At 59.6% G+C, this 20,023-nt stretch carries 18 protein-coding genes and 1 pseudogene; 13 read left to right on the top strand and 6 right to left on the bottom strand.

What is annotated here, in order from left to right; genetic code table 11:
- The first annotated feature begins 25 nt into the window (after nt 1–25).
- From ccoG to ccoS, 4 genes are read left to right on the top strand one after another with little or no spacing between them, the layout of a single operon-like run.
- Nucleotides 26–1,615 carry a cytochrome c oxidase accessory protein CcoG gene (ccoG, locus tag EDE05_RS09820; RefSeq protein WP_132410294.1) on the top strand — a complete coding sequence of 530 codons (1,590 nt, stop codon included), beginning with the start codon at nt 26–28 and terminating at the stop codon, nt 1,613–1,615.
- Nucleotides 1,612–2,106 carry a FixH family protein gene (locus EDE05_RS09825; protein WP_132410292.1) on the top strand — a complete coding sequence of 165 codons (495 nt, stop codon included), beginning with the start codon at nt 1,612–1,614 and terminating at the stop codon, nt 2,104–2,106. The genes ccoG and EDE05_RS09825 overlap by 4 nt, the downstream gene beginning before the upstream one ends.
- Nucleotides 2,103–4,394 (top strand): cation-translocating P-type ATPase, encoded by a 2,292-nt coding sequence (locus tag EDE05_RS09830; RefSeq protein ID WP_132410290.1) that lies wholly within the window; start codon nt 2,103–2,105, stop codon nt 4,392–4,394. The genes EDE05_RS09825 and EDE05_RS09830 overlap by 4 nt, the downstream gene beginning before the upstream one ends.
- A complete protein-coding gene (gene ccoS, locus EDE05_RS09835; protein WP_105371185.1) occupies nt 4,391–4,543 on the top strand; it encodes a cbb3-type cytochrome oxidase assembly protein CcoS in 153 nt (50 codons plus the stop codon). Before EDE05_RS09830 ends, ccoS begins: the two co-directional genes overlap by 4 nt.
- Before the next feature lie 98 nt (nt 4,544–4,641).
- Here ccoS and EDE05_RS09840 read toward each other — a convergent pair whose 3' ends face one another.
- From EDE05_RS09840 to EDE05_RS09855, 4 genes and pseudogenes are all read right to left on the bottom strand, one after another.
- Nucleotides 4,642–4,893: a glycine zipper domain-containing protein gene (locus EDE05_RS09840; protein WP_105371186.1), complete on the bottom strand. Its 252-nt coding sequence runs from the start codon at nt 4,891–4,893 to the stop codon at nt 4,642–4,644.
- 280 nt (nt 4,894–5,173) lie between these two features.
- Nucleotides 5,174–6,637 (bottom strand): annotated as a pseudogene (locus EDE05_RS09845) (PAS domain S-box protein); the annotation flags it as partial.
- 44 nt (nt 6,638–6,681) lie between these two features.
- Nucleotides 6,682–7,437 carry a helix-turn-helix domain-containing protein gene (locus EDE05_RS09850; protein ID WP_112797739.1) on the bottom strand — a complete coding sequence of 252 codons (756 nt, stop codon included), beginning with the start codon at nt 7,435–7,437 and terminating at the stop codon, nt 6,682–6,684.
- A gap of 139 nt (nt 7,438–7,576) precedes the next feature.
- Entirely contained in the window at nt 7,577–8,290 is a 714-nt protein-coding gene (locus tag EDE05_RS09855) for a GntR family transcriptional regulator (protein ID WP_132410286.1), read from the bottom strand.
- A gap of 235 nt (nt 8,291–8,525) precedes the next feature.
- On the opposite strand from EDE05_RS09855, the gene EDE05_RS09860 reads away from it, so the two are divergent.
- The 6 genes from EDE05_RS09860 (at nt 8,526) to EDE05_RS09885 (ending at nt 14,358) form a co-directional block, all read left to right on the top strand.
- Nucleotides 8,526–9,617 (top strand): ABC transporter ATP-binding protein, encoded by a 1,092-nt coding sequence (locus EDE05_RS09860; protein WP_112797737.1) that lies wholly within the window; start codon nt 8,526–8,528, stop codon nt 9,615–9,617.
- 36 nt (nt 9,618–9,653) lie between these two features.
- Nucleotides 9,654–10,940 carry a PotD/PotF family extracellular solute-binding protein gene (locus tag EDE05_RS09865; protein WP_112797735.1) on the top strand — a complete coding sequence of 429 codons (1,287 nt, stop codon included), beginning with the start codon at nt 9,654–9,656 and terminating at the stop codon, nt 10,938–10,940.
- Nucleotides 10,941–11,041: 101 nt separating this feature from the next.
- Entirely contained in the window at nt 11,042–11,953 is a 912-nt protein-coding gene (locus tag EDE05_RS09870) for an ABC transporter permease (RefSeq protein WP_112797733.1), read from the top strand.
- A 1-nt stretch (nt 11,954) separates the two neighbouring features.
- Entirely contained in the window at nt 11,955–12,773 is an 819-nt protein-coding gene (locus EDE05_RS09875) for an ABC transporter permease (protein ID WP_112797732.1), read from the top strand.
- A 5-nt stretch (nt 12,774–12,778) separates the two neighbouring features.
- Nucleotides 12,779–13,525: an aspartate/glutamate racemase family protein gene (locus EDE05_RS09880; protein ID WP_112797730.1), complete on the top strand. Its 747-nt coding sequence runs from the start codon at nt 12,779–12,781 to the stop codon at nt 13,523–13,525.
- Nucleotides 13,522–14,358 (top strand): GNAT family N-acetyltransferase, encoded by an 837-nt coding sequence (locus tag EDE05_RS09885; protein ID WP_112797728.1) that lies wholly within the window; start codon nt 13,522–13,524, stop codon nt 14,356–14,358. Before EDE05_RS09880 ends, EDE05_RS09885 begins: the two co-directional genes overlap by 4 nt.
- Nucleotides 14,359–14,426: 68 nt before the next feature.
- Here the strand turns inward: EDE05_RS09885 and EDE05_RS09890 are convergent, their stop codons facing one another.
- Both EDE05_RS09890 and denD read right to left on the bottom strand, forming a co-directional pair.
- Nucleotides 14,427–15,338 (bottom strand): NAD(P)-dependent oxidoreductase, encoded by a 912-nt coding sequence (locus tag EDE05_RS09890; protein WP_112797726.1) that lies wholly within the window; start codon nt 15,336–15,338, stop codon nt 14,427–14,429.
- Complete coding sequence (gene denD / locus EDE05_RS09895) at nt 15,335–16,318, bottom strand: D-erythronate dehydrogenase (protein WP_112797724.1); 984 nt, start codon at nt 16,316–16,318, stop codon at nt 15,335–15,337. The genes EDE05_RS09890 and denD overlap by 4 nt, the downstream gene beginning before the upstream one ends.
- 172 nt (nt 16,319–16,490) lie before the next feature.
- Here denD and EDE05_RS09900 point away from each other — a divergent pair, with 172 nt between their 5' ends.
- The 3 genes from EDE05_RS09900 to EDE05_RS09910 all read left to right on the top strand — a co-directional run bounded on the left by EDE05_RS09900 (nt 16,491) and on the right by EDE05_RS09910 (nt 20,015).
- Nucleotides 16,491–17,936 carry an FAD-binding oxidoreductase gene (locus EDE05_RS09900; RefSeq protein WP_112797722.1) on the top strand — a complete coding sequence of 482 codons (1,446 nt, stop codon included), beginning with the start codon at nt 16,491–16,493 and terminating at the stop codon, nt 17,934–17,936.
- Nucleotides 17,937–17,964: 28 nt separating this feature from the next.
- Nucleotides 17,965–18,684, top strand: coding sequence for a FadR/GntR family transcriptional regulator (locus EDE05_RS09905; protein ID WP_112797720.1), 720 nt, complete (start codon nt 17,965–17,967; stop codon nt 18,682–18,684).
- A gap of 170 nt (nt 18,685–18,854) precedes the next feature.
- Nucleotides 18,855–20,015: a fumarylacetoacetate hydrolase family protein gene (locus EDE05_RS09910; protein ID WP_112797718.1), complete on the top strand. Its 1,161-nt coding sequence runs from the start codon at nt 18,855–18,857 to the stop codon at nt 20,013–20,015.
- The last annotated feature ends 8 nt before the right edge of the window (nt 20,016–20,023 follow it).

Below are 20,023 nucleotides of genomic sequence, written 5' to 3' on the forward strand. Positions count from 1 at the left end.
CAAGATGGGACAAAGGACCAGTCCCATGAACCTCTATACTTCCCCCGCTCTCGGCTCGAATGATCAGACGGTTGAACGGATCGATGCGCAACCCGTGCATCCGCCGGGCGCACCGCGCCAGCCGTTGTACGAGAAGCGCAAGAAGATCTTTCCGAAGAAGGCCGAGGGACGGTTTCGGCGCTTCAAATGGATTGTCATGCTGATCACCCTCGGCATCTATTATCTGACGCCCTGGGTCCGCTGGGATCGTGGTCCCTTTGCCCCCGACCAGGCGGTTCTCATCGATCTGGCCAATAGGCGCTTTTATTTCTTCTTCATCGAGATTTGGCCCCAGGAATTTTTCTTCGTTGCCGGCCTTTTAGTGATGGCTGGCTTCGGACTTTTCCTGCTGACTTCGGCTGTCGGCAGGGCCTGGTGCGGTTATGCCTGTCCGCAGACGGTCTGGGTCGATCTCTTCCTGGCTGTCGAAGGTTTCATCGAGGGCGATCGCAATGCCCGTATAAAATTGGACGCAGCGCCCTGGAGCTTCGACAAGCTTTGGAAGCGTGTCGCAAAACATGCAACCTGGATTGCGATCGCGGTGGCAACCGGCGGCGCCTGGATATTCTATTTTGCCGACGCTCCGTCGCTCGCCTTCGAGTTCGTGACCGGCCAGGCTGCCGCCATTGCCTACTCGACCGTCGCCATCCTGACGGCCACAACCTATGTGCTTGGCGGCCTGATGCGCGAGCAGGTCTGCATCTACATGTGCCCATGGCCGCGCATCCAAGGGGCGATGCTGGATGAAAGCTCGCTCGTGGTCACCTACAATGATTGGCGGGGTGAACCTCGCAGCCGGCACGCCAAAAAAGCCGCTGCGGCTGGACAAGCCGTGGGCGATTGCGTCGACTGCAATGCCTGCGTCGCCGTCTGTCCCATGGGGATCGACATCCGAGACGGCCAGCAGCTTGCCTGTATCACCTGCGCACTCTGTATCGACGCATGCGACACCGTCATGGACAAGATCGGCAAGCCGCGCGGTCTCATCGCCTATGCCACGCTCGAAGAATATGAAAGCAACATGGCTCTGGCGACAAATAGCGGCACGACGTCGATCGACCCGTCACGCGTCCGCAACGCCGACGGTACCTTCATCGACAAGATACGCCACTTCAACTGGAGAGTTATCTTCCGTCCGCGCACCCTGCTCTACTTTGGCGTCTGGTCGGCCGTGGGCCTCGGTCTGGTTTTTGCCCTGCTTTCGCGCGACCGACTGGAGGTCAACGTCCTGCATGACCGCAACCCGCAATTCGTTCTGGAGTCGGACGGGTCGATCCGCAACGGATACACGATCCGCCTTCTCAACATGATCCCTGAACCGCGCACTATCATGGTTTCCATGGAGGGGCTACCGGAAGCGACCATGAAGATTACCGGGATCACCGATGTTCCCGGCCGCCTCTTTGCTGTCCAGGTCGAGCCCGATAAGACACTCGCGTTGAAGGTCTTCGTTACCCTCCCCAAAGAAGCCATATCCGCGCAAACCAACGACTTCCGCTTCATCGCCGAAGACCGGTCCAGCCACGAGCAAGACAGCTACGCCGCAGTCTTCAACACTCCTGGAGCCAAGAAATGAACGCTTCCCGAGCAAAAACCTTCGTCTTCACAGGATGGCACATGCTGGGCATCATGGTGCTCTTCTTCGGTACCATCATCTCGGTCAACTTCTATATGGCCTACAATGCCACGCGCAGCTGGAGCGGCCTGGTCGCGCAAAATACCTATATTGCAAGCCAGGAGTTCAACGGAAAGGCCGCCGAGGCTCGCATTTTGACGGCGAGCGGCGTCACCGGAAAGCTTCTCATCAACGGCAGCACTATCCGCTACGAGGTTTCCCATCCCGCCGACGGTCCGATCCTGGCCGACGAACTCACGCTCAAGTTCAAGCGGCCGGTTGGCGAGCATCAGGATTTCGAACTCCGTCTCACGCCGGTGGCAAAGGGTATCTTCACCACCAGCCACCCGCTCCTGCCCGGCCAGTGGATCGTCGACGCGAGCGCCACCAGGAACGGCAAACGGATCCTGCATGAAGCGGAACGCATTTCGGTCTTGGGAGGGGGGAAATGAGCTGCTGCGCGCCGGGTACCGAAGGTTCCATCACAGGCCAGCTGCCCTCATCGGAAGAATTGGCTCTTTCGAGCCGTATCGTCGGGCCCGGGTTGCGCCAGACCGAGCTCAGCGTACCCCAGGTCCATTGCGGTACATGCATCACGGCAATCGAAACCACCCTGAAAGCCTTGCCGGCGGTAGAACGCGCCCGCGTCAACCTTTCCACAAAACGCGTCTCGATCATCTGGAAGGAAATGGTTGGAAGTGAACCCACCGACCCTTCGTCGCTCGTAAAGGCGATTGCCGACGCCACCGGTTATGATACCCACCTCTTCTCCGATGGCGAAGACAGCGGCGAAACGCTGCAGCGCGAGTTGATCCGCGCAGTCGCTCTCTCGGGCTTCGCCGCTGCCAATATCATGCTGCTTTCAGTCTCGGTATGGTCCGGTGCCGACGCCTCGACCCGCGACCTGTTTCACTGGATATCGGCGATGATCGCCGCCCCGGCGCTGATCTACGGCGGCCGATTCTTCTATCAGTCAGCCTGGCGGGCGCTTCGCCGCGGCCGCACCAATATGGACGTGCCGATCGCGCTGGCCATCACCCTGTCCTACGCGGTCTCGGTTTGGGAAACGATCCATCACGGGCAACACGCCTGGTTCGATGCCACGGTCTCGCTGTTGTTCTTCCTGCTGATCGGGCGCACCCTCGATCACATCATGCGCGATCGGGCCCGCTCCGCCATCAGCGGGCTTGCCAGGCTTTCGCCCAGGGGCGCAATGATCATCGGGAAAGACGGCAGTCGCGAATATCGCGCCGTCGAGGATATCGCGCCCGGCGAGCGCGTCGCTATTGCGATGGGCGAACGGGTACCCGTCGATGGAGTCGTCGAAAGCGGCGCGAGCGACATGGACGTCTCGATCGTCAATGGCGAAAGCGCTCCCCGTGCGGTCAGGGCCGGCGACGCGCTCCAGGCGGGGATGCTCAGCCTCACCGGCTCGCTCGTGCTAGTGGCGACTGCCTCCGCACGGCAATCATTCCTCTCCGAGATCATCGCATTGATGGAAGCGGCAGAGGGCGGTCGGGCTCGCTACCGGCGGATCGCAGATCGCGCCGCGCAGATCTATTCGCCGGCAGTCCATCTTCTGGCACTTCTGGCATTTCTCGGCTGGGGCTTTTTCGGAGGGGACTGGAAGCAGGCGATGCTGATCGCCATCGCGGTGCTCATCATCACCTGCCCATGCGCGCTTGGTCTGGCGGTCCCCGTCGTTCAGGTCGTGGCCGCCGGCCGGTTGTTCAAAAACGGCATTATGGTCAAAGACGGTTCGGCTATGGAGCGGCTCGCCGAGGTCGATACGGTGGCATTCGACAAGACCGGCACCCTTACTCTCGGCAAACCCCAGCTTGTAAACCTCGGGTCGGCAACGGCAGCTCATCTGGCCGTTGCCGCCGGGCTTGCTGCCCATTCCCGCCACCCTCTTTCCAAAGCCCTTTCCGGCATTGCTTCAGGGCCGGTGCCAGTTTTCGATGACGTCGTCGAAATTCCCGGCCAGGGTCTGGAGGCCCGCTCGCCCCAAGGGCTGTACCGCCTCGGCAACCGACGCTTCGCCTGCGGCGATAACGGAGTTGACACATCGGCGGCTTCTTCGACGCTCGAGGTGATCCTTTCCTGCGATGGAAGAGAATTGGCCCGCTTCCTGTTCGAGGATGAGTTGCGTCCGGACTCGCGGGCGGCGATCGACGAGCTTGCGGCACAAGGGCTCTCAAGCGGGATCCTTTCGGGCGACCGTCAAGGTTCGGTCAGCAGCCTCGCCAGCCGGCTCGGCATTACTCGATGGGCCGCAGAACTGGCTCCCAAAGCAAAGGCGGAATTCTGCGTCTCCCTCGCCGAACAAGGTCACAAAGTCCTGATGGTCGGCGATGGCATCAACGATGCTCCGGCCTTGGCTGCCGCGCATGTTTCGATCGCTCCGGCCACCGCGGCGGACATCGGCCGCCAGGCCGCCGACTTCGTCTTCATGCACGAAAGCCTGGAAGCCGTGCCGCTGGCGATTGACGTCTCCCGACAAGCAGGAAGGTTGATCCGGCAGAATTTCGCGCTCGCCATCGGTTACAACATCATCGCGGTGCCGATCGCGCTTGCCGGTTATGCCACGCCCTTGATAGCAGCAATTGCCATGTCGACATCCTCGATCATCGTCATCGCCAACGCGTTGCGACTAAACCGTACCGGGCATCCGAACCGTCATATCGCCACGGCAACAGGGCACGACGCAAGACAAACCGGAGAGGCTCGACTCGCATGAACATGCTCATCTTCCTCATTCCAATTGCGCTTTTTCTTGGAGGGCTCGGACTGTTTGCCTTCCTGTGGTCGCTTAAAAGCGGGCAATATGAAGACCTTGATGGTGCAGCCTGGCGGATCCTGGAAGAAGACTCGCGGGACCGGACCTGAGACCTACCATCCTCGCATAGTGCCGAAAGCGCCGACCAAAGGATGGCTAGGCGCCGCAACCCAGGTCCGGCGCCTAACCAGCTCTCGATAAATGGTGCTTAGCACCGGTCGATATATCGGTTCCCGTAGCGGTCGCGATAGTAGCAGCGGCCCGGTTGATCAGCCACGCTGCCGATCAATGCCCCGGACACTCCCCCTACCGCCGCACCAACTGCTGCTCCGCGCACGTTGCCGGTCGCCACGCCGCCAATAACTGCGCCGGTTGCCGCGCCAACGCCAGCACCTCGTTCGGTGGCAGTGCATGAACCCAGAGCCAACCCGACGCATGCGATGATCAATGCCTTTTTCATCTCATCCTCCATAATGTTCCACAGTTAACTGTTCTGGAGGCAACAGGTTGCATCGTGCCTGCGCGTTGACCTGAAAAACTCTTCCCGCAGCGCACTGGCGACGGCGGGCAGCGGCCCATCACACAGGCGATGGAACGCATTTCGGACGGGAGTTAAATCACGAATGGCACGTCGAATGTCACCGACTTGGGGCTCACATCGGCAGGGAAGGTGCCTTTTCCGCACTTTGCATTGCAAGGGTCAACATTTTGTGGGGAGCCGCAATCGACCACTGATGCGTCGCAGCCGGTAGGAAAATCTTTACGCAGGTACCCTGGCCAGGCTCGCTGTCGATTTCGATATCGCCGCCGGATTGCTTGGCGAAACCATAGACCATCGAAAGTCCAAGCCCGGTGCCCGAGCCAACACCCTTGGTCGTGAAGAACGGCTCGAAAGCCTTCTCCCTCACATCTGCGGTCATTCCCGTGCCGGTATCGCTGACAGAAACCAGCACATAATCCCGCTGCTGTTCGGCCAGACCCGCTGATGGACGACCGCCGCCTCGCGTCGCGTGCGAAATTTCTATCGTCAGGCGGCCTCCGCGAGGCATGGCGTCGCGAGCGTTCAGTGCAAGATTAAGCAATGCATTTTGGAGTTGCGGCCCATCGACCAGCGCGTGGTGGGAAGCCCCGTGAGCAACCACCCGTAATTCTATGGTCTCACCGATCGCCCGAAGCAGGAGATTGGAAAACCCGGTAATGAGGGTTCCTATCTCTGCCAGTTGCGGGTTGAGGGGCTGGCGGCGGCCAAACGCCAGAAGCTGCCCGGTGAGCCTGGCTCCGTCCTGCGTTGCCTCCTGCGCCTCAAGAAGCAAACGGCGCAGCCTCTCGTCCGAAATCTTGCCTTCCAGCATTTCCAGATTGCCGCTGACGACGGCAAGAAGGTTATTGAAGTCGTGCGCCAGGCCGCCGGTAAGCTGTCCGATCGCCTCCATCTTCTGCGCTTGTCGCAGCTCGGCTTCTATCCTGTGTCGGCTGGTCAGGTCGCGAATGAAACCTGTAAAGATGCGCTTTCCGTCAACGACGGCTTCGCCCACCGAAAGCTCCATGGGAAAGACCGAGCCGTCCTTGCGTTGCCCCATGACGACCCTTCCGTAACCGATGATGCGGCGCTCTCCGGTTTTGAGATACCGAGCAAGATGACCATCATGCGCCCTGCCCTCGGAGGCAGGCATCAGCATGTTGACGGACCGTCCCACGACCTCCTTTGCAAAATAGCCAAAAAGACGTTCAGCGGCTGCGCTGAAAGAGGTGACGATGCCCGTCTCGTCAATCACCAGCATTGCTTCGGGCACCGTTTCCAAGATCGATCTTAGATGCGCCTCGCGCGCCGCCAGATCGTTCTGCGCCTTGGTCATTTCAGTGATGTCGTTGATAGTCTGGATGATGATGGCGGGAGCGTGATCGAACGAATTGACCGCAACCCATCGCGTTGCGACGATAATCGTCTGGCCGTCCTTGCGACGTTGGACGAGTTCGCCTTCCCAGGTGTGATGGAGACCGATACGGCGGCGGATCTCATCCTGCGGCAGCGGGAACCGCGTCGCAAGCATGTCCTGAGCAACCTGACCGACGGCTTCGGTTGACGTCCAGCCATAGAGGCGCTCGCAACCGCTCGTCCACCGAATGATCCTTCCGTCTTCGTCTTGGATGATGATGTTCGCGCCATTGAGGACGTGCGTTACCGTGTTGAGAAGCCCTTCTATCCCGGTCTCCTTGCCCTCATCACTTCCCATGACGCAACCCACAATCAGTGATGCAAACGGTCTCGATGGCAAGCCAGGTCCTGGAACACCAGCGGGTTCGCTTCGTCGTCTCCGGAAAGCTGAGCCAGCTTTGCCGGCTTTTCGATCCTGATGGAGTGACGCGCAGCTGGGTTTGCGACTGTCAACACGCCTTTGCCGATGAGCTTGGTAATTGTCCGCGACACCGTCTCGATCGTGAGGCCGAGATAGTCGGCCATGTCCTGGCGCGTCATCGGCAGTTCGATAAGCGCATCGCGACTACCCTCCGCCAACGAACGCTGCAGATGTCTCAGCAGGAAAGTGCAGAGCCGCTCTTCGGCCGTCTTGCTGGACAGCAGCACCAACTGATCCTGTACCGCCGCCATCTCGTCGCAGACGCGCGAGAAAACCTCGGGGCGCAACGCGTCGGAATCCGCAACGGCCTCTTCAAAAACCTTGCGAGAGAGCCGCCGCACAGATGCTGGTCCAATCGCCTCGGCGCCGTAGAGATATTTGCTCTTGAGCGAAACGCCGACAATATCGCCGGCATAGAGGAAACCGGTAATAACCCGCCGTCCGTCGGAAAGGATACGAAATAGTCTCAACGTGCCTTCGGCAACTTCGAAGACATGTTTTGCGTCGTCTCCCTCGAAAAATACGGCCTGACTTGTCTCCAGATGCTCCTTGGGCTGGCTCGAGAAAAGCTCGTGCAAGTTTCCCGCCGCCTTGAAGGGTGTGGCCTTGGCAACCTGATGGTCGTTCGCATAGCTGCTGAGAAACACTGGTCTCGTCTCCGTTCTTTCCACGGAGGAATTGACCCTTCTCAAGTAACACCGGAATGCTAGCTCTGTGAAAATTGGTGCGATTGTGTAACGGTTGGTAACAGCCCCAGTCACGCATCATCCGGGAGTAACAAGCCCATCAGGTCAGCGCCAAGGCGTCCTTCAACGCGAAGCCCTGCTTGAGCTGCAGATCAAGATCGGCTTCGATATGGTCGATGTGGTGCAGCATCAACCGGGATGCCCGGGCTCCGTCGCCTTTTTCCAAGGCATCGAGTATGGCCAGATGTTCGCTATGACCGCAGCTCGATATCCCGGAGCGACCGTAGAGTGCGATCACCAGCGACGAGCGGCCTACCAGTTCGTCCATGAATTTCTGCAGGATGACATTGCCTGCAACGGAGGCGAGCATCAGATGGAAGTCTCCCGACGCCTTGATCTCCGCCCGCCTGGCAGAAGGGCCGCGCTCATTAATATGTCGCTGCTCCTCTTCAAGCTGCCCACGAAACTGTTTTATGTCAGCGGCCGTGATGCGTTCGACCGCGGCTGCGATGATACCGGGCTCGATCAGGCGACGTGAGGCAAAGATCTGTCGCGCCTCGTCCGGAGAAGGATTGGAGACAAACGCGCCTCGATTGCGCTCGATCCGGACCAGACCTTCAAATCCAAGCATCTGCAGCGCGGCGCGGACCACCGTGCGGCTCACGGAAAAGAGCGCACCCACTTCACTCTCCGACAGCTTGGTTCCCGGCGCGAGGCGTCGGTCGATAATCGCGTTGCGGAGCGCCTCGCGGATCGCGAGCGAACGGTCTTCCTGGGAGGCTTCCGGAAAGGTGATGTTTTCGCTGATATTCATGACACAACCCACTGCCTGAGCCTTGTAGCGCGAGCGGGTACAAATTGCCAGCACTGTTGTTCTCAAAGTGTGCCCAAGATTGCATACGATTTGGCCAAGGATCGAAAACAATCGCCTGATTTTTACGCATCCCTTTCCTGACCGGCCCCGCTTTCGAAGCTAAACCTAATGATTCAAGCGAGTTAGTCATTTGGCACGGCGGATGCATTGCAAGGACCGATGCAAGGAGCGCCGGATGAGCAAAGCTGCCGAAATCGACATCATATCTGTCTCGAAGATCTATGGCACAACGACTGCCGTCGAATCGATCAGCCTGAAGATCCCGGCAGGAACCTATTGCTGCCTGCTAGGTCCATCCGGCTGCGGCAAGACTTCGACGCTTCGCATGATCGCAGGACATGAAGGCATCTCGTCCGGCGACATTCGCCTCGGAAACAGCGTGGTCACCGATCTCCCGCCCGCCAAGCGGGGCACGGCGATGATGTTTCAGTCTTACGCGCTCTTTCCCCATCTCGATCTCATCGACAATGTTGCCTTCAGCCTGAAGATGAAAGGCGTCGGAAAAGACGAACGGCGCGCCAAGGCAATGGATATGCTGCGGCTGATGCAACTCGAAGCCTATGCGACACGCCGGCCGGCGCAGCTTTCCGGCGGCCAGCAGCAGCGTGTGGCGCTTGCCCGCGCATTGATCACCGATCCGGAAGCCCTGCTGCTTGACGAGCCGCTCTCCGCACTCGACCCGTTCCTGAAGATCCGCATGCGCGCGGAACTGAAAAAGCTCCAGACTTCGCTCGGCATCACCTTTGTTCATGTGACGCACAGCCAGGAGGAGGCGATGGCGCTCGCCGATCTCATCGTCGTGATGAATGACGGCCGAATCGAGCAAGCCGCACATCCGCGCACGGTGTTCGAGCGTCCGGCGACCGCTTTCGTGGCTCGCTTCATGGGGGATCATAACGTCATCTCCGGCCAGGTGACGAAAAGCACGGAAGACACGGTGGCGCTTTCAGTGCCGGAGACCGGTGAAGAATTCCTAGCCACCGGCGAGAACAGTTTGTCGAGAGAAACCGCAGACATCGCCATTCGCACAGATCGTGTCCGCATCGCGGAACCGTCAGAAAAGGGCTTGGGGTTCACGGGCTCGATCTCGAATATCGAGTATCGCGGCTCCTCGGTAAAACTCTCCGTCAGCGGTGCCGGTGTGGAGGACTTCACCGCGATCGTCAGCGACGCCGCCTTTTTCGCCAACCCGGTCAAGGTCGGGGAAGCAATCCCGCTGTCTTGGAATCGTGAGGACGCAATCGTCCTCGGCCACCTCAAACACTAACCTCAACAATAAATCTCAACCAGAGGAGAACAGGCAATGACTGAGAACAAGAAAAGAAAGGGCATCTCGCGCAGATCGCTCCTAAAAACGGCATCCGCGGCAGCCGGTCTTGCTGCCGGCTCCGGCGCCATCACCGGCTTCCCGACCATCTGGGCGCAGAACCCAATCACCCTTCGCCAGTTCGGTACCGGTGTTTCGAACCTCAACGCGATCGCCGAAAAGTGCAAGGCCGACCTCGGCATCACGCTGGAGATGACGGCCACCGACTCAGACGCTGCCGCTCAACGCGCCGTCACCCAGCCGAACTCCTACGATATCGCCGATATCGAATACTGGATCCTGAAAAAGGTCTACCCGGCAGGCGTCATCCAGCCGATGGATGTCAAGAAGCTTAAATATTACGACAAGGTCGTACCGCTCTTCAAAACCGGGAAGCTGAAGCCGGACAGCGTCATCGCCCAGGGCACCGCGCCCCATACCGTCGGTTTCGTTGAAAAACCTGGCACCAAGACCTTCGCCAAGGGTGAAACCCAGTGGTTCACCATGATGCCGACCATCTACAATGCCGACACGCTCGGCATTCGCCCGGATCTCGTCGGCCGCGAAATTTCGACCTGGGCAGATATTATGGACCCGAAGTTCAAGGGCAAGACTTCGATCCTCAACATTCCGTCGATCGGCATTATGGACGCCGCGATGATCATGGAAGCCATGGGCAACATCAAATATGCCGACAAGGGCAACATGACAAAGGAAGAGATCGACAAGACGATCGACTTCCTGATCAAGGCCAAGCAGGCCGGCCAGTTCCGCGCCTTTTGGAAGAGCTTCGACGAAAGCGTCAACCTGATGGCTTCCGGCGAGGTCGTTATCCAGTCGATGTGGTCGCCGGCCGTCGCCGCGGTTCGTTCCAAAGGCATCGCCTGCAAATACCAGCCGCTCAAGGAAGGCTATCGTTCCTGGGGTGGCGGGCTTGGTCTTGCCGCCCATCTCTCCGGCGCCAAGCTCGACGCCGCCTACGAATACATCAACTGGTACACGTCGGGCTGGGTCGGAGCCTATCTCAACCGTCAGGGCTACTATTCCGCCGCCATGGAAACTGCCAAGCAGCACATGTCTGCGGACGAGTGGGGTTTCTGGGTCGAGGGCAAGCCCGCCAAGGGCGATATCGTCGCTCCGGACGGCAAGGTCATGGAAAAGGCCGGTGCCGTGCGTGACGGCGGTTCGTTCGAGGAGCGCATGGGCAAAGTCGCCTGCTGGAACTCCGTCATGGATGAGGACCGCTATATGGTCCGCCGCTGGAACGAATTCATCGCAGCCTGACAGCGCACCGACGGTGCCATAAGTTCCTTCTCCCCGTCTCAACGGGGAGAAGGCGCCCGACAGGGCAGATGAGGGGCAAGCCCACAGGAGAAACCCGGACCATGGCGACGATCACAACCTCCGAATCGGCCAAGGCCGAGGGCGTGAAGCCACGAAGCTTCCGCCTGCCGCCATCACTGATCTCCTATCTGCAGGCGGCACCGCTGACGCTGATCCTCGGCAGTTTTCTGGCCGTGCCGATCCTGATGATCGGTATCGTCAGTTTCTGGGACTACGACTTCGCCCAGATGTATCCCGATTTCGTTACCTTCAACTACGCGGAGACCCTCGGTTCCTGGGTCACGTGGAAGACCTATCTCAACACATTAAAATTCGCTTTTCTCGTATGGCTCATAACCCTCTTCATCGGCTTCTGGGTTGCCTACTTTCTCGCTTTCCACATTCGCACTACCGCTATGCAGATGGTGCTCTTCCTTGTCTGCACTGTACCCTTCCTGACGTCGAACATCATCCGCATGATCTCATGGATTCCGGTGCTCGGCCGAAACGGCCTGGTCAACTCAACCCTGATCAGTGCGGGCATTGTGTCGGAACCTGTCGAGTGGCTGCTCTATTCGGATTTCGCCGTCGTGCTCGCGATGGTGCATCTCTACACGCTGTTCATGGTGACGCCGATCTTCAATACGCTGATGCGTATCGACAAATCGCTGGTGGAAGCTGCCCGAGATGCCGGAGCGTCAAGCTGGCAGACGCTCACCAACGTCATTCTCCCACTCGCCAAACCCGGCATGGCGATCGGAACGATTTTCGTAGTGACGCTGGTGATGGCAGATTTTTCGACCGTGCAGGTCATGTCGGGGGGGCAGAGCGCTTCCGTCGCCCTCATGATGAAAAATCAGATGTCCCTGCTTCAATACCCGGCTGCGGCGGCGAACGCCGTCGTGCTGCTCGCCATTGTCCTCCTGATGGTCGCAGCGATTCTGCGCGTCGTCGACATCCGCAAGGAACTCTAAGATGCACAGCGACAAACGCGGCCGTGAATTCTCCATCCTCGCGATCTTCTTCGCAGTCTTCGTCCTGTTCCTCTACGGGCCGCTCTCGGCGATCCTGATCCTGTCTTTTCAAGGCCCTAACGGCGGCCTCACATTCCCGCTCAACGGCGTTTCGGTGCATTGGTTCGCCAATCTCTTCGAGACCCAGGCCGTCGGCGACTTCGGAGGCTCCTTCCGGCGCTCGCTGCTGTTGGGACTCATGGTCATGATCGTCACCGTCGTCGTGTCGCTGCTGGCCGGCCTCGCTTTCCGACGCGGTTTCATCGGCGCGACTGCCCTTTTCTATCTCGCCGTAGCAAGCCTTGTCGTCCCGTCGATCATCATCTCGCTCGGCATCGGTGTGCTCTTTCAGCAGATCGGCCTGCAACCCTCCTGGTTCTCCTCGGCCTTCGGCGCGCATCTCACCTGGACTTTGCCTTTCGGCGTGCTGATCATGTTTGCCGTCTTCAACCGGTTTTCCCCGGCCTATGAGGAAGCCGCGCGCGATCTTGGCGCCACGTCCTGGCAGACGTTCCGCCACGTCCTGCTGCCGATGATCGCGCCGAGCCTCATCGGCGTCGGTCTGTTCGGCTTCACCCTTTCCTATGACGAATTCGCCCGCACCCTGATGACGGCGGGTACCTTCAACACCCTGCCGCTCGAGATCTACGGGATGACCACAAATGTCACCACTCCCGTGCTCTATGCGCTCGGTACGGTTACCACCATCTTCTCCTTCCTCGTCATTGCCGGCACTCTCGGCCTGATCGTCCATCTCAACCGGCGTCGCCAGCGGTCTTGAAATTCATGCGTATTCTCGTCGTCAATCCCAACACCACGGCCAGCATGACGGCGACGATTGCCGACGCGGCAATGCGCGCAGCCAATGCCGGCACCAAGGTCGACGCCGTCACATCGTCGATGGGACCCGTATCGATCGAAGGCTATTATGACGAAGCCTTCGCCGTACCCGGCCTGCTGATGGAAATAGCAAAGGGTGAAAGGTCAGGAGCCCAGGCGGCGATCATCGCGTGTTTCGACGACACAGGTCTCGACGCCGCACGCGCGCTTGCGAACATACCGGTGATCGGCATCTGCGAAGCGGCTCTTGCCACCACCGCCTTCATCGCCCAGCGCTTCACGATCGTCACCACGATGGAGCGCTCCCGCCTGCCGCTCGAGCATCTGGTTCATCGCTACGGCATGGCGGGCCGCTGCAAGGTGCGGGCAGCCGACATCCCGGTCCTGTCGCTAGAAGACCCAAATTCGAATGCCCGAGACCGGCTGCGAAACGAGATCGCGTCGGCGCTGCGCGACGACAAGGCGGAAGCAATCGTGCTCGGCTGCGCCGGCATGGCCGATCTCGCGGCCAGATTGGCAGCGGAATTTGCCGTCCCGGTGGTGGACGGCGTCGCAGCCGCCGTCAAACAGGCGGAGGCCCTGGTATCGCTTGGCCTTTCCACCGCCAAGCGCGGCGCCTACGCCTCACCGATTGCCAAACCCTATAAAGGCTTGCTTGAAGCCTTCGCTCCGGGCAAACTCGCCGCCTCATGACCAATGATCCAGTCATCCGCTCGCTTACTCTGCCAGAGACAGAGATGCTCATCGACTGGGCGCGTGCGGAGGGCTGGAATCCGGGGCTTGCCGACGCTCCGGCTTTCTATGCCGCCGATCCGCAGGGCTTTATCGGCTGTTTTGTCGATGGCAACATGGTCGCCGGTATTTCCGCAGTCCGATACGGTACGGACTTCGGATTTATAGGCCTCTATATCGCTCAAAAGAATTTCCGGGGCAAAGGTTACGGACGTCGGGTCTGGGACGCCGGCATGGCGCATCTGAACGGCCGCACCATTGGCCTCGACGGAGTGGCTGAGCAACAGGCGAATTACCGCGGAATGGGTTTCGAAGCGGTCTACGAAACATTCCGCTGGAGCGGCAGGATTGACGGAAGACTGTCCAAAGACGTGGTTTCGATCAGCGCTGACCTTCAGCCGGCGGTCCGCGACTACGACCGTCGCTTCTTTCCTTCTGAACGTCCTGCATTCCTGGCCGAATGGCTTCAACCGCCGCGCCTTGCCAAAGCCGTTCTCAGTGAGGGCGGCCTCCGCGGTTATGCAGTTTGCCGCCAATGCCATGATGGCTATAAAATCGGGCCGCTGTTTGCCGAAACAGAGGTCGACGCAAAATCGCTCCTCGAGGCCTGTGCCGTCGAAACAGACGGGCAGACCGTGCATATCGATCTCCCAGCGTCACAGGCTGGTTTCGACGCCGAACTCGCGAGCCATGGTTTCACACGTGGTTTTACCACGGCCCGTATGTATCGCGGCCCAGTCCCCGCGGTCCGGATGGCCGGTGTCTTTGGGATCACCACCCTTGAACTTGGTTGAACAGCGATTCAGCAGCGTCCGGCGAGACGGATCGTCAAGGTGGACGGAGGCGAAGTACCGTTACCGGCTTACCGAGCCTTATCTCCTGCATTGAGCTTTTCGAGATGAAGGAGAAGTGCGCTGTGGTCCCGTTCGGCGCCGCCTTCGGCAACGAACTGCGTAAATTCCTCACGAACCTTTTCCGTCAGCGGCAGCGTCAACGACAGGGACTGCGCCATGGCGATCACGGCGTTGAGGTCCTTCAGTTGATTGCGGGAAGATCCTCCCGGCTCGAAATCGCGGCGCACCATCCGTCCGCCATGGAGTTCTAGGATCCTGCTCTCGGCAAAGCCGCCGCGGATGGCGTCGCGGAAAGCCTCGCGGGAAGCGCCGCCCGCCTCCACCAGGATCATGGCTTCAGCCACCGCGCCGATGGTCACGGCGACGATCTGCTGGTTGGCGAGCTTGCAGATCTGACCCGCCCCAGTCGGTCCGACATGAGTGACGCGTCCGAGCACTGCGAAGACATCCGCCAAAGCCGATATAACCTCTGCCTCACCGCCCGCCATAATCGCCAATGTCCCGGCCTCGGCTCCGACGACCCCGCCCGAGACAGGTGCATCGATATGATGAATACCGAAGGCTGCAAGCCGTGCGGCATGGTCCTTTGCGGCAGGCGGGGCAATCGAACTCGTGTCGACGACGACCGCACCCTTGCGCATCGCCTGCGCGCATCCTGAACCGAACAGGACCTCACCGACGACGGCCCCGTCGGTGAGCATGGTGAACACGATGTCCGCTCCCTCTACGGCTTCTGCCGGTGAGGCTGCGATCTGCGCGCCTTCCGGCTCCAGCGCCTTGGCCTTGACCGGATCGCGGTTCCATACGGTGAGACGATATCCCGTTCTAGCGAGCCGGCGCGCCATTGGCGCGCCCATCAAGCCGGTCCCCAGGAAGGCGATCTTTGTCTCGCCTGCCGACCTCTCGACAGCTTCCGTCATAGGGAGCCTCCAAGCTCGTCTTCAATATGGACCCTGATGATCTCGTCAAAATTCTTTTCCGCCGTAAAGCCGAGTTCCCTGGCGCGCTTCGCCTCGAAGCCCGGAGCCCAGCCCGAGACCATTTTCATGATCATCTCGTCGGGCAAGCGGCGGATGAGCCGCACTGCTCTATCTCCCGCAACCCGGCGCAATGCTTCGATCTGTTCGCCGACAGTGGCGCTGACACCCGGCATCGAAAGATTGCGACGCGGACCGACCGTCTCGAGATCGAGGTTGGCTGCATGGATCAAATATCCCACTGCCGATCGCGGGGAGGTGTGCCAATGGCGGACATCTTCCGAAACAGGCAGAACGGCCTCCTGGCCGATCAACGGCTCGCGCAAGATATTGGAGAAGAAACCGGAGGCGGCCTTGTTGGGTTTTCCCGGTCGAATGCACACGGTCGGGAGGCGGATGCCGATGCCATCGAAGAACCCGCGTCGCGTATAATCGGACAGGAGCAGTTCTGAAATGGCCTTCTGGGTACCGTAGCTGGTCAATGGCGTCAGATGAAAATCATCGGGAATGGGATAAGGCAGTGGCGCTCCGACGACGGCGATCGATGAGGTGAAGACCACGCGCGGCCGGTAGCCATCTTGATCGTGTGCGATGCGGATTGCATCAAAGAGATAACGCGTGCCATCAAGATTGACGCGGTAGCCCTTGTCGAAATCGAGTTCGGCTTCTGCCGAGACGATCGCCGCAAGATGGAAGATCACATCCGGCCGTGATTGGATCAGTTTCTCCGCCTCACCTTGCGTCGACAAGTCAGCCTCGCGCGCCACAACGACACCCACAAATTCCTGCGGTGTTTCCGGCTTGATCACATCGACCAATGTCAGCTTTTCCAGGGGCTGGCCCTTGATGCCGCCTTCAGCGACCAGGCGCGCCGTCAGTTTGCGTCCTACCATGCCGGCCGCACCGATAATCAGGATATGCAACGAAACCTCCCATTTCCGCCGCAGCCGCAGAGAGCGGCCGACAGCTCTAAAAATATCTTGTACGGTTGTCTGATAACCTTATATGCTTCATTTGAAAACAAGAGAGTTGCGACGCTCCCCGGATAATTGCCGGTTGGGCGGAAAATGGGACGGGCGACCCAAGGAGGACAGAATGACAGTTGCGGAAATCGAGCTGGTGGCAGAGCACCGCCTGGCACTGCAATCCATGTTGGGGGACGATCTTGTTCTGACTGACATGGATGCAATGATCCGCTACTGTCGCGACTGGCACGGGGACGTGACGAGCGGGGCGGTCGCTGTCTTGCGGCCCCGCTCTACCGAAGACGTAGCGGCTGCCGTCAGAGCCTGCCGCCAGCTTGGGCTGGCGATCGTTCCGCAGGGCGGAAATACCGGGCTCGTCCTGGGTGCCCTCCCCGATGCTCCCGATCATCAGGTCGTCCTCACCCTTGAACGCATGAACCGTATCCGCAAGATCGATGCAGAGGATTTTTCCGCAACCGTCGAGGCGGGTTGCATTCTCTGGGACGTGAAGGAGGCCATTTCCGAAAAGGGCATGTTCTTCCCGCTGGCGCTCGGCGCTCAGGGAAGTTGCCGGATCGGAGGCAATGTCTCCACCAACGCCGGCGGCATCAATGTTTTACGATATGGGATGACCCGCGAGCTCGTTCTCGGGCTTGAAGTCGTTCTGCCCGACGGCACCGTTTTTGACGGACTGTCCACTCTGCGCAAAGACAACCGCGGAATAGATCTCAAGCAGCTTTTTATCGGCGCGGAGGGGACGCTCGGGATCATCACGGCCGTATCGGTCAAGCTGACGCCCTATCCGGATCAGGTGGCCACCGCCCTGCTCGGCCTTGCCTCGCTAGAAGACGCAATCGGCTTGTATCGGCGCGCAAGGCGCGAATGCTGCGACCTGATGTCGGCGTTCGAGTTCATGCCGCCGCTGGCCTTCACCCTGGCTCGGGAAGCCATGCCCGATTTGCCGATTCCCATCAGTGATGAGTATCCGGCCTATGTATTGATGGAAATCTCCGGCTCCGGCCTCGTTGACGTGGACGACTTGATGCAGCGTTTCTTGGAGGGCGTCATGTCGGACGGGATGGTGCTGGACGGTACGATCGCAGCGTCGCAGAGCCAGGCCCGAAACCTCTGGCTGATCCGTGAGGGCATGAACGAGGGGCAGGCCAAACGGGGCGCTCATATGCGCAGCGATATCTCCGTTCCGCTCTCGCAGCTCGCCTCCTTTGTCCACGACGCCGAAAAGGCGATCGAACAGGAATTGTCCGATTGCCTCTGCGTTTCCTACGGACATGTCGGCGACGGCAATGTCCATCTGAACGTCCTGCCGCCTGGAGGCCTTTCACCGGACGAGCGAGCGACGCGTATCTACCGATCGAAGAACGTCCTCAACGCCGTGGTCGATCGCTACCACGGCAGTATCAGTGCAGAACACGGGATCGGCCGCCTCAAACGAGGCGATTTCGACGCGCGGCTCCCGGAAACCCACAGAAGGCTTCTGACAGCTATCAAGCGCGCCATCGATCCCGATCTCTTGATGAATCCGGGATCACAGTTGAATTTCCAAGCCGAGTCGTAGACGACAGTTCGGAAAGAGGGCGATTATAGTGGCAGTGGCAGACTTCAGTCAGATCAGACGCAATGAACATTTGCCGGCCCGCATCGCGGCACAGATCGGGCGGGAGATCAGCGAGGGCCGCATAGCGCCGGGACATAAGCTGCCGACCGAGCATTTGCTGGCAAAGACGTTCGGCGTTAGCCGGTCGGTGATACGCGAAGCCATCGCACAGCTCCGAAACGAGGGCCTGGTCGAAACGAGGCAAGGCGTCGGGGCATTTGCAACGGAGATCGATCGTCGACAGTCACTGCGGATCGAGCAGGACGATCTGGCAGATCGCGATAGCTTTCGCAGTCTGTTTCAACTGCGATTGGCCTTGGAAGTCGAGGCCGCTGCCCTTGCGGCTGTTCATCATACTCTGCCGGACCTTGCCAAGCTCGACGAAGCGCTGGCTCAGATGAATGGCGCGGAGAAATGGACGGACCAGGGCATCGTTGCCGATCTCGCATTTCACCGCTTTGTCGCGTCCGCTACCCGCAATGAATATTTCCTTCAATTCATCACCTTCATTGCTGAGCGGACCCATCTGGCGATCAACGCGGCACGCGCTGCAGCCGTTTTGGAAGAAATCGTCGAGGTGACGATTGCCGAGCACGTCGCAATTCGCGATGCGATCGCGACACGTGACCCAGCGAAGGCAAAAGAGGCAATGCGCCGGCACCTCTATGGCGCAGCTTCACGACTTGGTCTCAAACTCGAAATGCTCTAGATAGCCCGTACCAAGAGGTTAGATCGATCTAGATTTTTTACACATCGATAGCACCCCGCTGGACAGGGTGGCAGAGTCACACTAAAAGCGACAAACATTTGTTGTCAGACATCCTGACAATAGGTCCACCAGGTGGAGGCTTGGGTTCATGAGTTTGAGGAGGATCCCCGATGGAGGCTAAGCGGACGCTTGCTCCGGAAACAATCTTGCCGCAGGACGCCTCTTCGGCACTGCTGATCGGGCGCGTCTGGTCACAGAAATTGGGCGGGCCTTGCCCGGTCCTCTTGGCATCCGGACGTCTGTTGGATCTTTCCGTCTTGGCGCCGACCCTGTCGGGCCTTCTCGAGATCGCTGACCTTGCAGTTACGCTGCGCGATACCAGCCGTTTTGCCAACCTTGGCCCGCTCACCTCCTTCCTGGATGGGACGGCAGGCGAACTGCTCGCTCCAGCGGACCTGCAGGCGATCAAAGCGGCAGGCGTTACGTTCGCAGACAGCATGCTGGAACGCGTCATAGAGGAACAGGCCAAAGGCGACCCTCAGCGCGCTCAAGACATTCGCGGCAGGCTTGCTCCGGTATTGGGCGATAATCTGCGCGGCCTTGCCGCAGGTTCCGAAAAGGCTGCCGAGGTGAAATCTCTCCTGCAGGACATGGGCCTGTGGTCGCAGTACCTTGAAGTGGGAATTGGCCCCGATGCCGAGATCTTCACGAAGGCGCAGCCCATGTCCTCTGTCGGATGCGGTGCGCTGATCGGCATTCATCCCAAGTCCGACTGGAATAATCCGGAGCCGGAAGTGGTGCTCGCGGTCACCTCCAAGGGCAAGATCATCGGCGCAACGCTTGGCAACGACGTCAACCTTCGCGACTTCGAGGGACGCTCCGCGCTGCTCCTCAGCAAGGCGAAGGACAACAATGCCTCATGCGCAATCGGCCCCTTCATCCGCCTGTTTGATGACAGCTTTACTATCGACGACGTCAAGTCGGCGGAGATATCGCTCTCTGTCGAAGGACCCGACGGATTTGTGATGACCGGCGTCAGCGCGATGAAAGCGATCAGCCGGACACCGGAAAACCTCGTGTCGCAATTGCTCAACCGCAATCATCAATATCCGGATGGCGTTCTCTTCTTCCTCGGGACGATGTTTGCGCCGGTCAAAGACCGGCGCGGCGCAGGCCTCGGATTTACCCATGAGATCGGTGATCGGGTGGAGATATCGACGCCGAAACTCGGGCACCTGGTTAACTGGGTTGAGCATAGCAACAATTGCCCTGAATGGACGTTCGGGCTGGCGGCGCTGATGAAGAACCTCGCAAGCAGAGGCCTCGTCTGAGCGAAAGG

The organism is Neorhizobium sp. R1-B (assembly GCF_004368875.1).
GTDB lineage: Bacteria > Pseudomonadota > Alphaproteobacteria > Rhizobiales > Rhizobiaceae > Neorhizobium > Neorhizobium huautlense.

Excerpts from the sequence above, each read along its gene's own strand:
- ccoG (WP_132410294.1), top strand. The coding sequence starts at position 26 with ATGAACCTCTATACTTCCCCCGCTCTCGGCTCGAATGATCAGACGGTT.
- EDE05_RS09825 (WP_132410292.1), top strand. The coding sequence starts at position 1,612 with ATGAACGCTTCCCGAGCAAAAACCTTCGTCTTCACAGGATGGCACATG.
- EDE05_RS09830 (WP_132410290.1), top strand. The coding sequence starts at position 2,103 with ATGAGCTGCTGCGCGCCGGGTACCGAAGGTTCCATCACAGGCCAGCTG.
- ccoS (WP_105371185.1), top strand. The coding sequence starts at position 4,391 with ATGAACATGCTCATCTTCCTCATTCCAATTGCGCTTTTTCTTGGAGGG.
- EDE05_RS09840 (WP_105371186.1), bottom strand. The coding sequence starts at position 4,893 with ATGAAAAAGGCATTGATCATCGCATGCGTCGGGTTGGCTCTGGGTTCA.
- EDE05_RS09855 (WP_132410286.1), bottom strand. The coding sequence starts at position 8,290 with ATGAATATCAGCGAAAACATCACCTTTCCGGAAGCCTCCCAGGAAGAC.
- EDE05_RS09860 (WP_112797737.1), top strand. The coding sequence starts at position 8,526 with ATGAGCAAAGCTGCCGAAATCGACATCATATCTGTCTCGAAGATCTAT.
- EDE05_RS09865 (WP_112797735.1), top strand. The coding sequence starts at position 9,654 with ATGACTGAGAACAAGAAAAGAAAGGGCATCTCGCGCAGATCGCTCCTA.
- EDE05_RS09870 (WP_112797733.1), top strand. The coding sequence starts at position 11,042 with ATGGCGACGATCACAACCTCCGAATCGGCCAAGGCCGAGGGCGTGAAG.
- EDE05_RS09875 (WP_112797732.1), top strand. The coding sequence starts at position 11,955 with ATGCACAGCGACAAACGCGGCCGTGAATTCTCCATCCTCGCGATCTTC.
- EDE05_RS09880 (WP_112797730.1), top strand. The coding sequence starts at position 12,779 with ATGCGTATTCTCGTCGTCAATCCCAACACCACGGCCAGCATGACGGCG.
- EDE05_RS09885 (WP_112797728.1), top strand. The coding sequence starts at position 13,522 with ATGACCAATGATCCAGTCATCCGCTCGCTTACTCTGCCAGAGACAGAG.
- EDE05_RS09890 (WP_112797726.1), bottom strand. The coding sequence starts at position 15,338 with ATGACGGAAGCTGTCGAGAGGTCGGCAGGCGAGACAAAGATCGCCTTC.
- EDE05_RS09900 (WP_112797722.1), top strand. The coding sequence starts at position 16,491 with ATGACAGTTGCGGAAATCGAGCTGGTGGCAGAGCACCGCCTGGCACTG.
- EDE05_RS09910 (WP_112797718.1), top strand. The coding sequence starts at position 18,855 with ATGGAGGCTAAGCGGACGCTTGCTCCGGAAACAATCTTGCCGCAGGAC.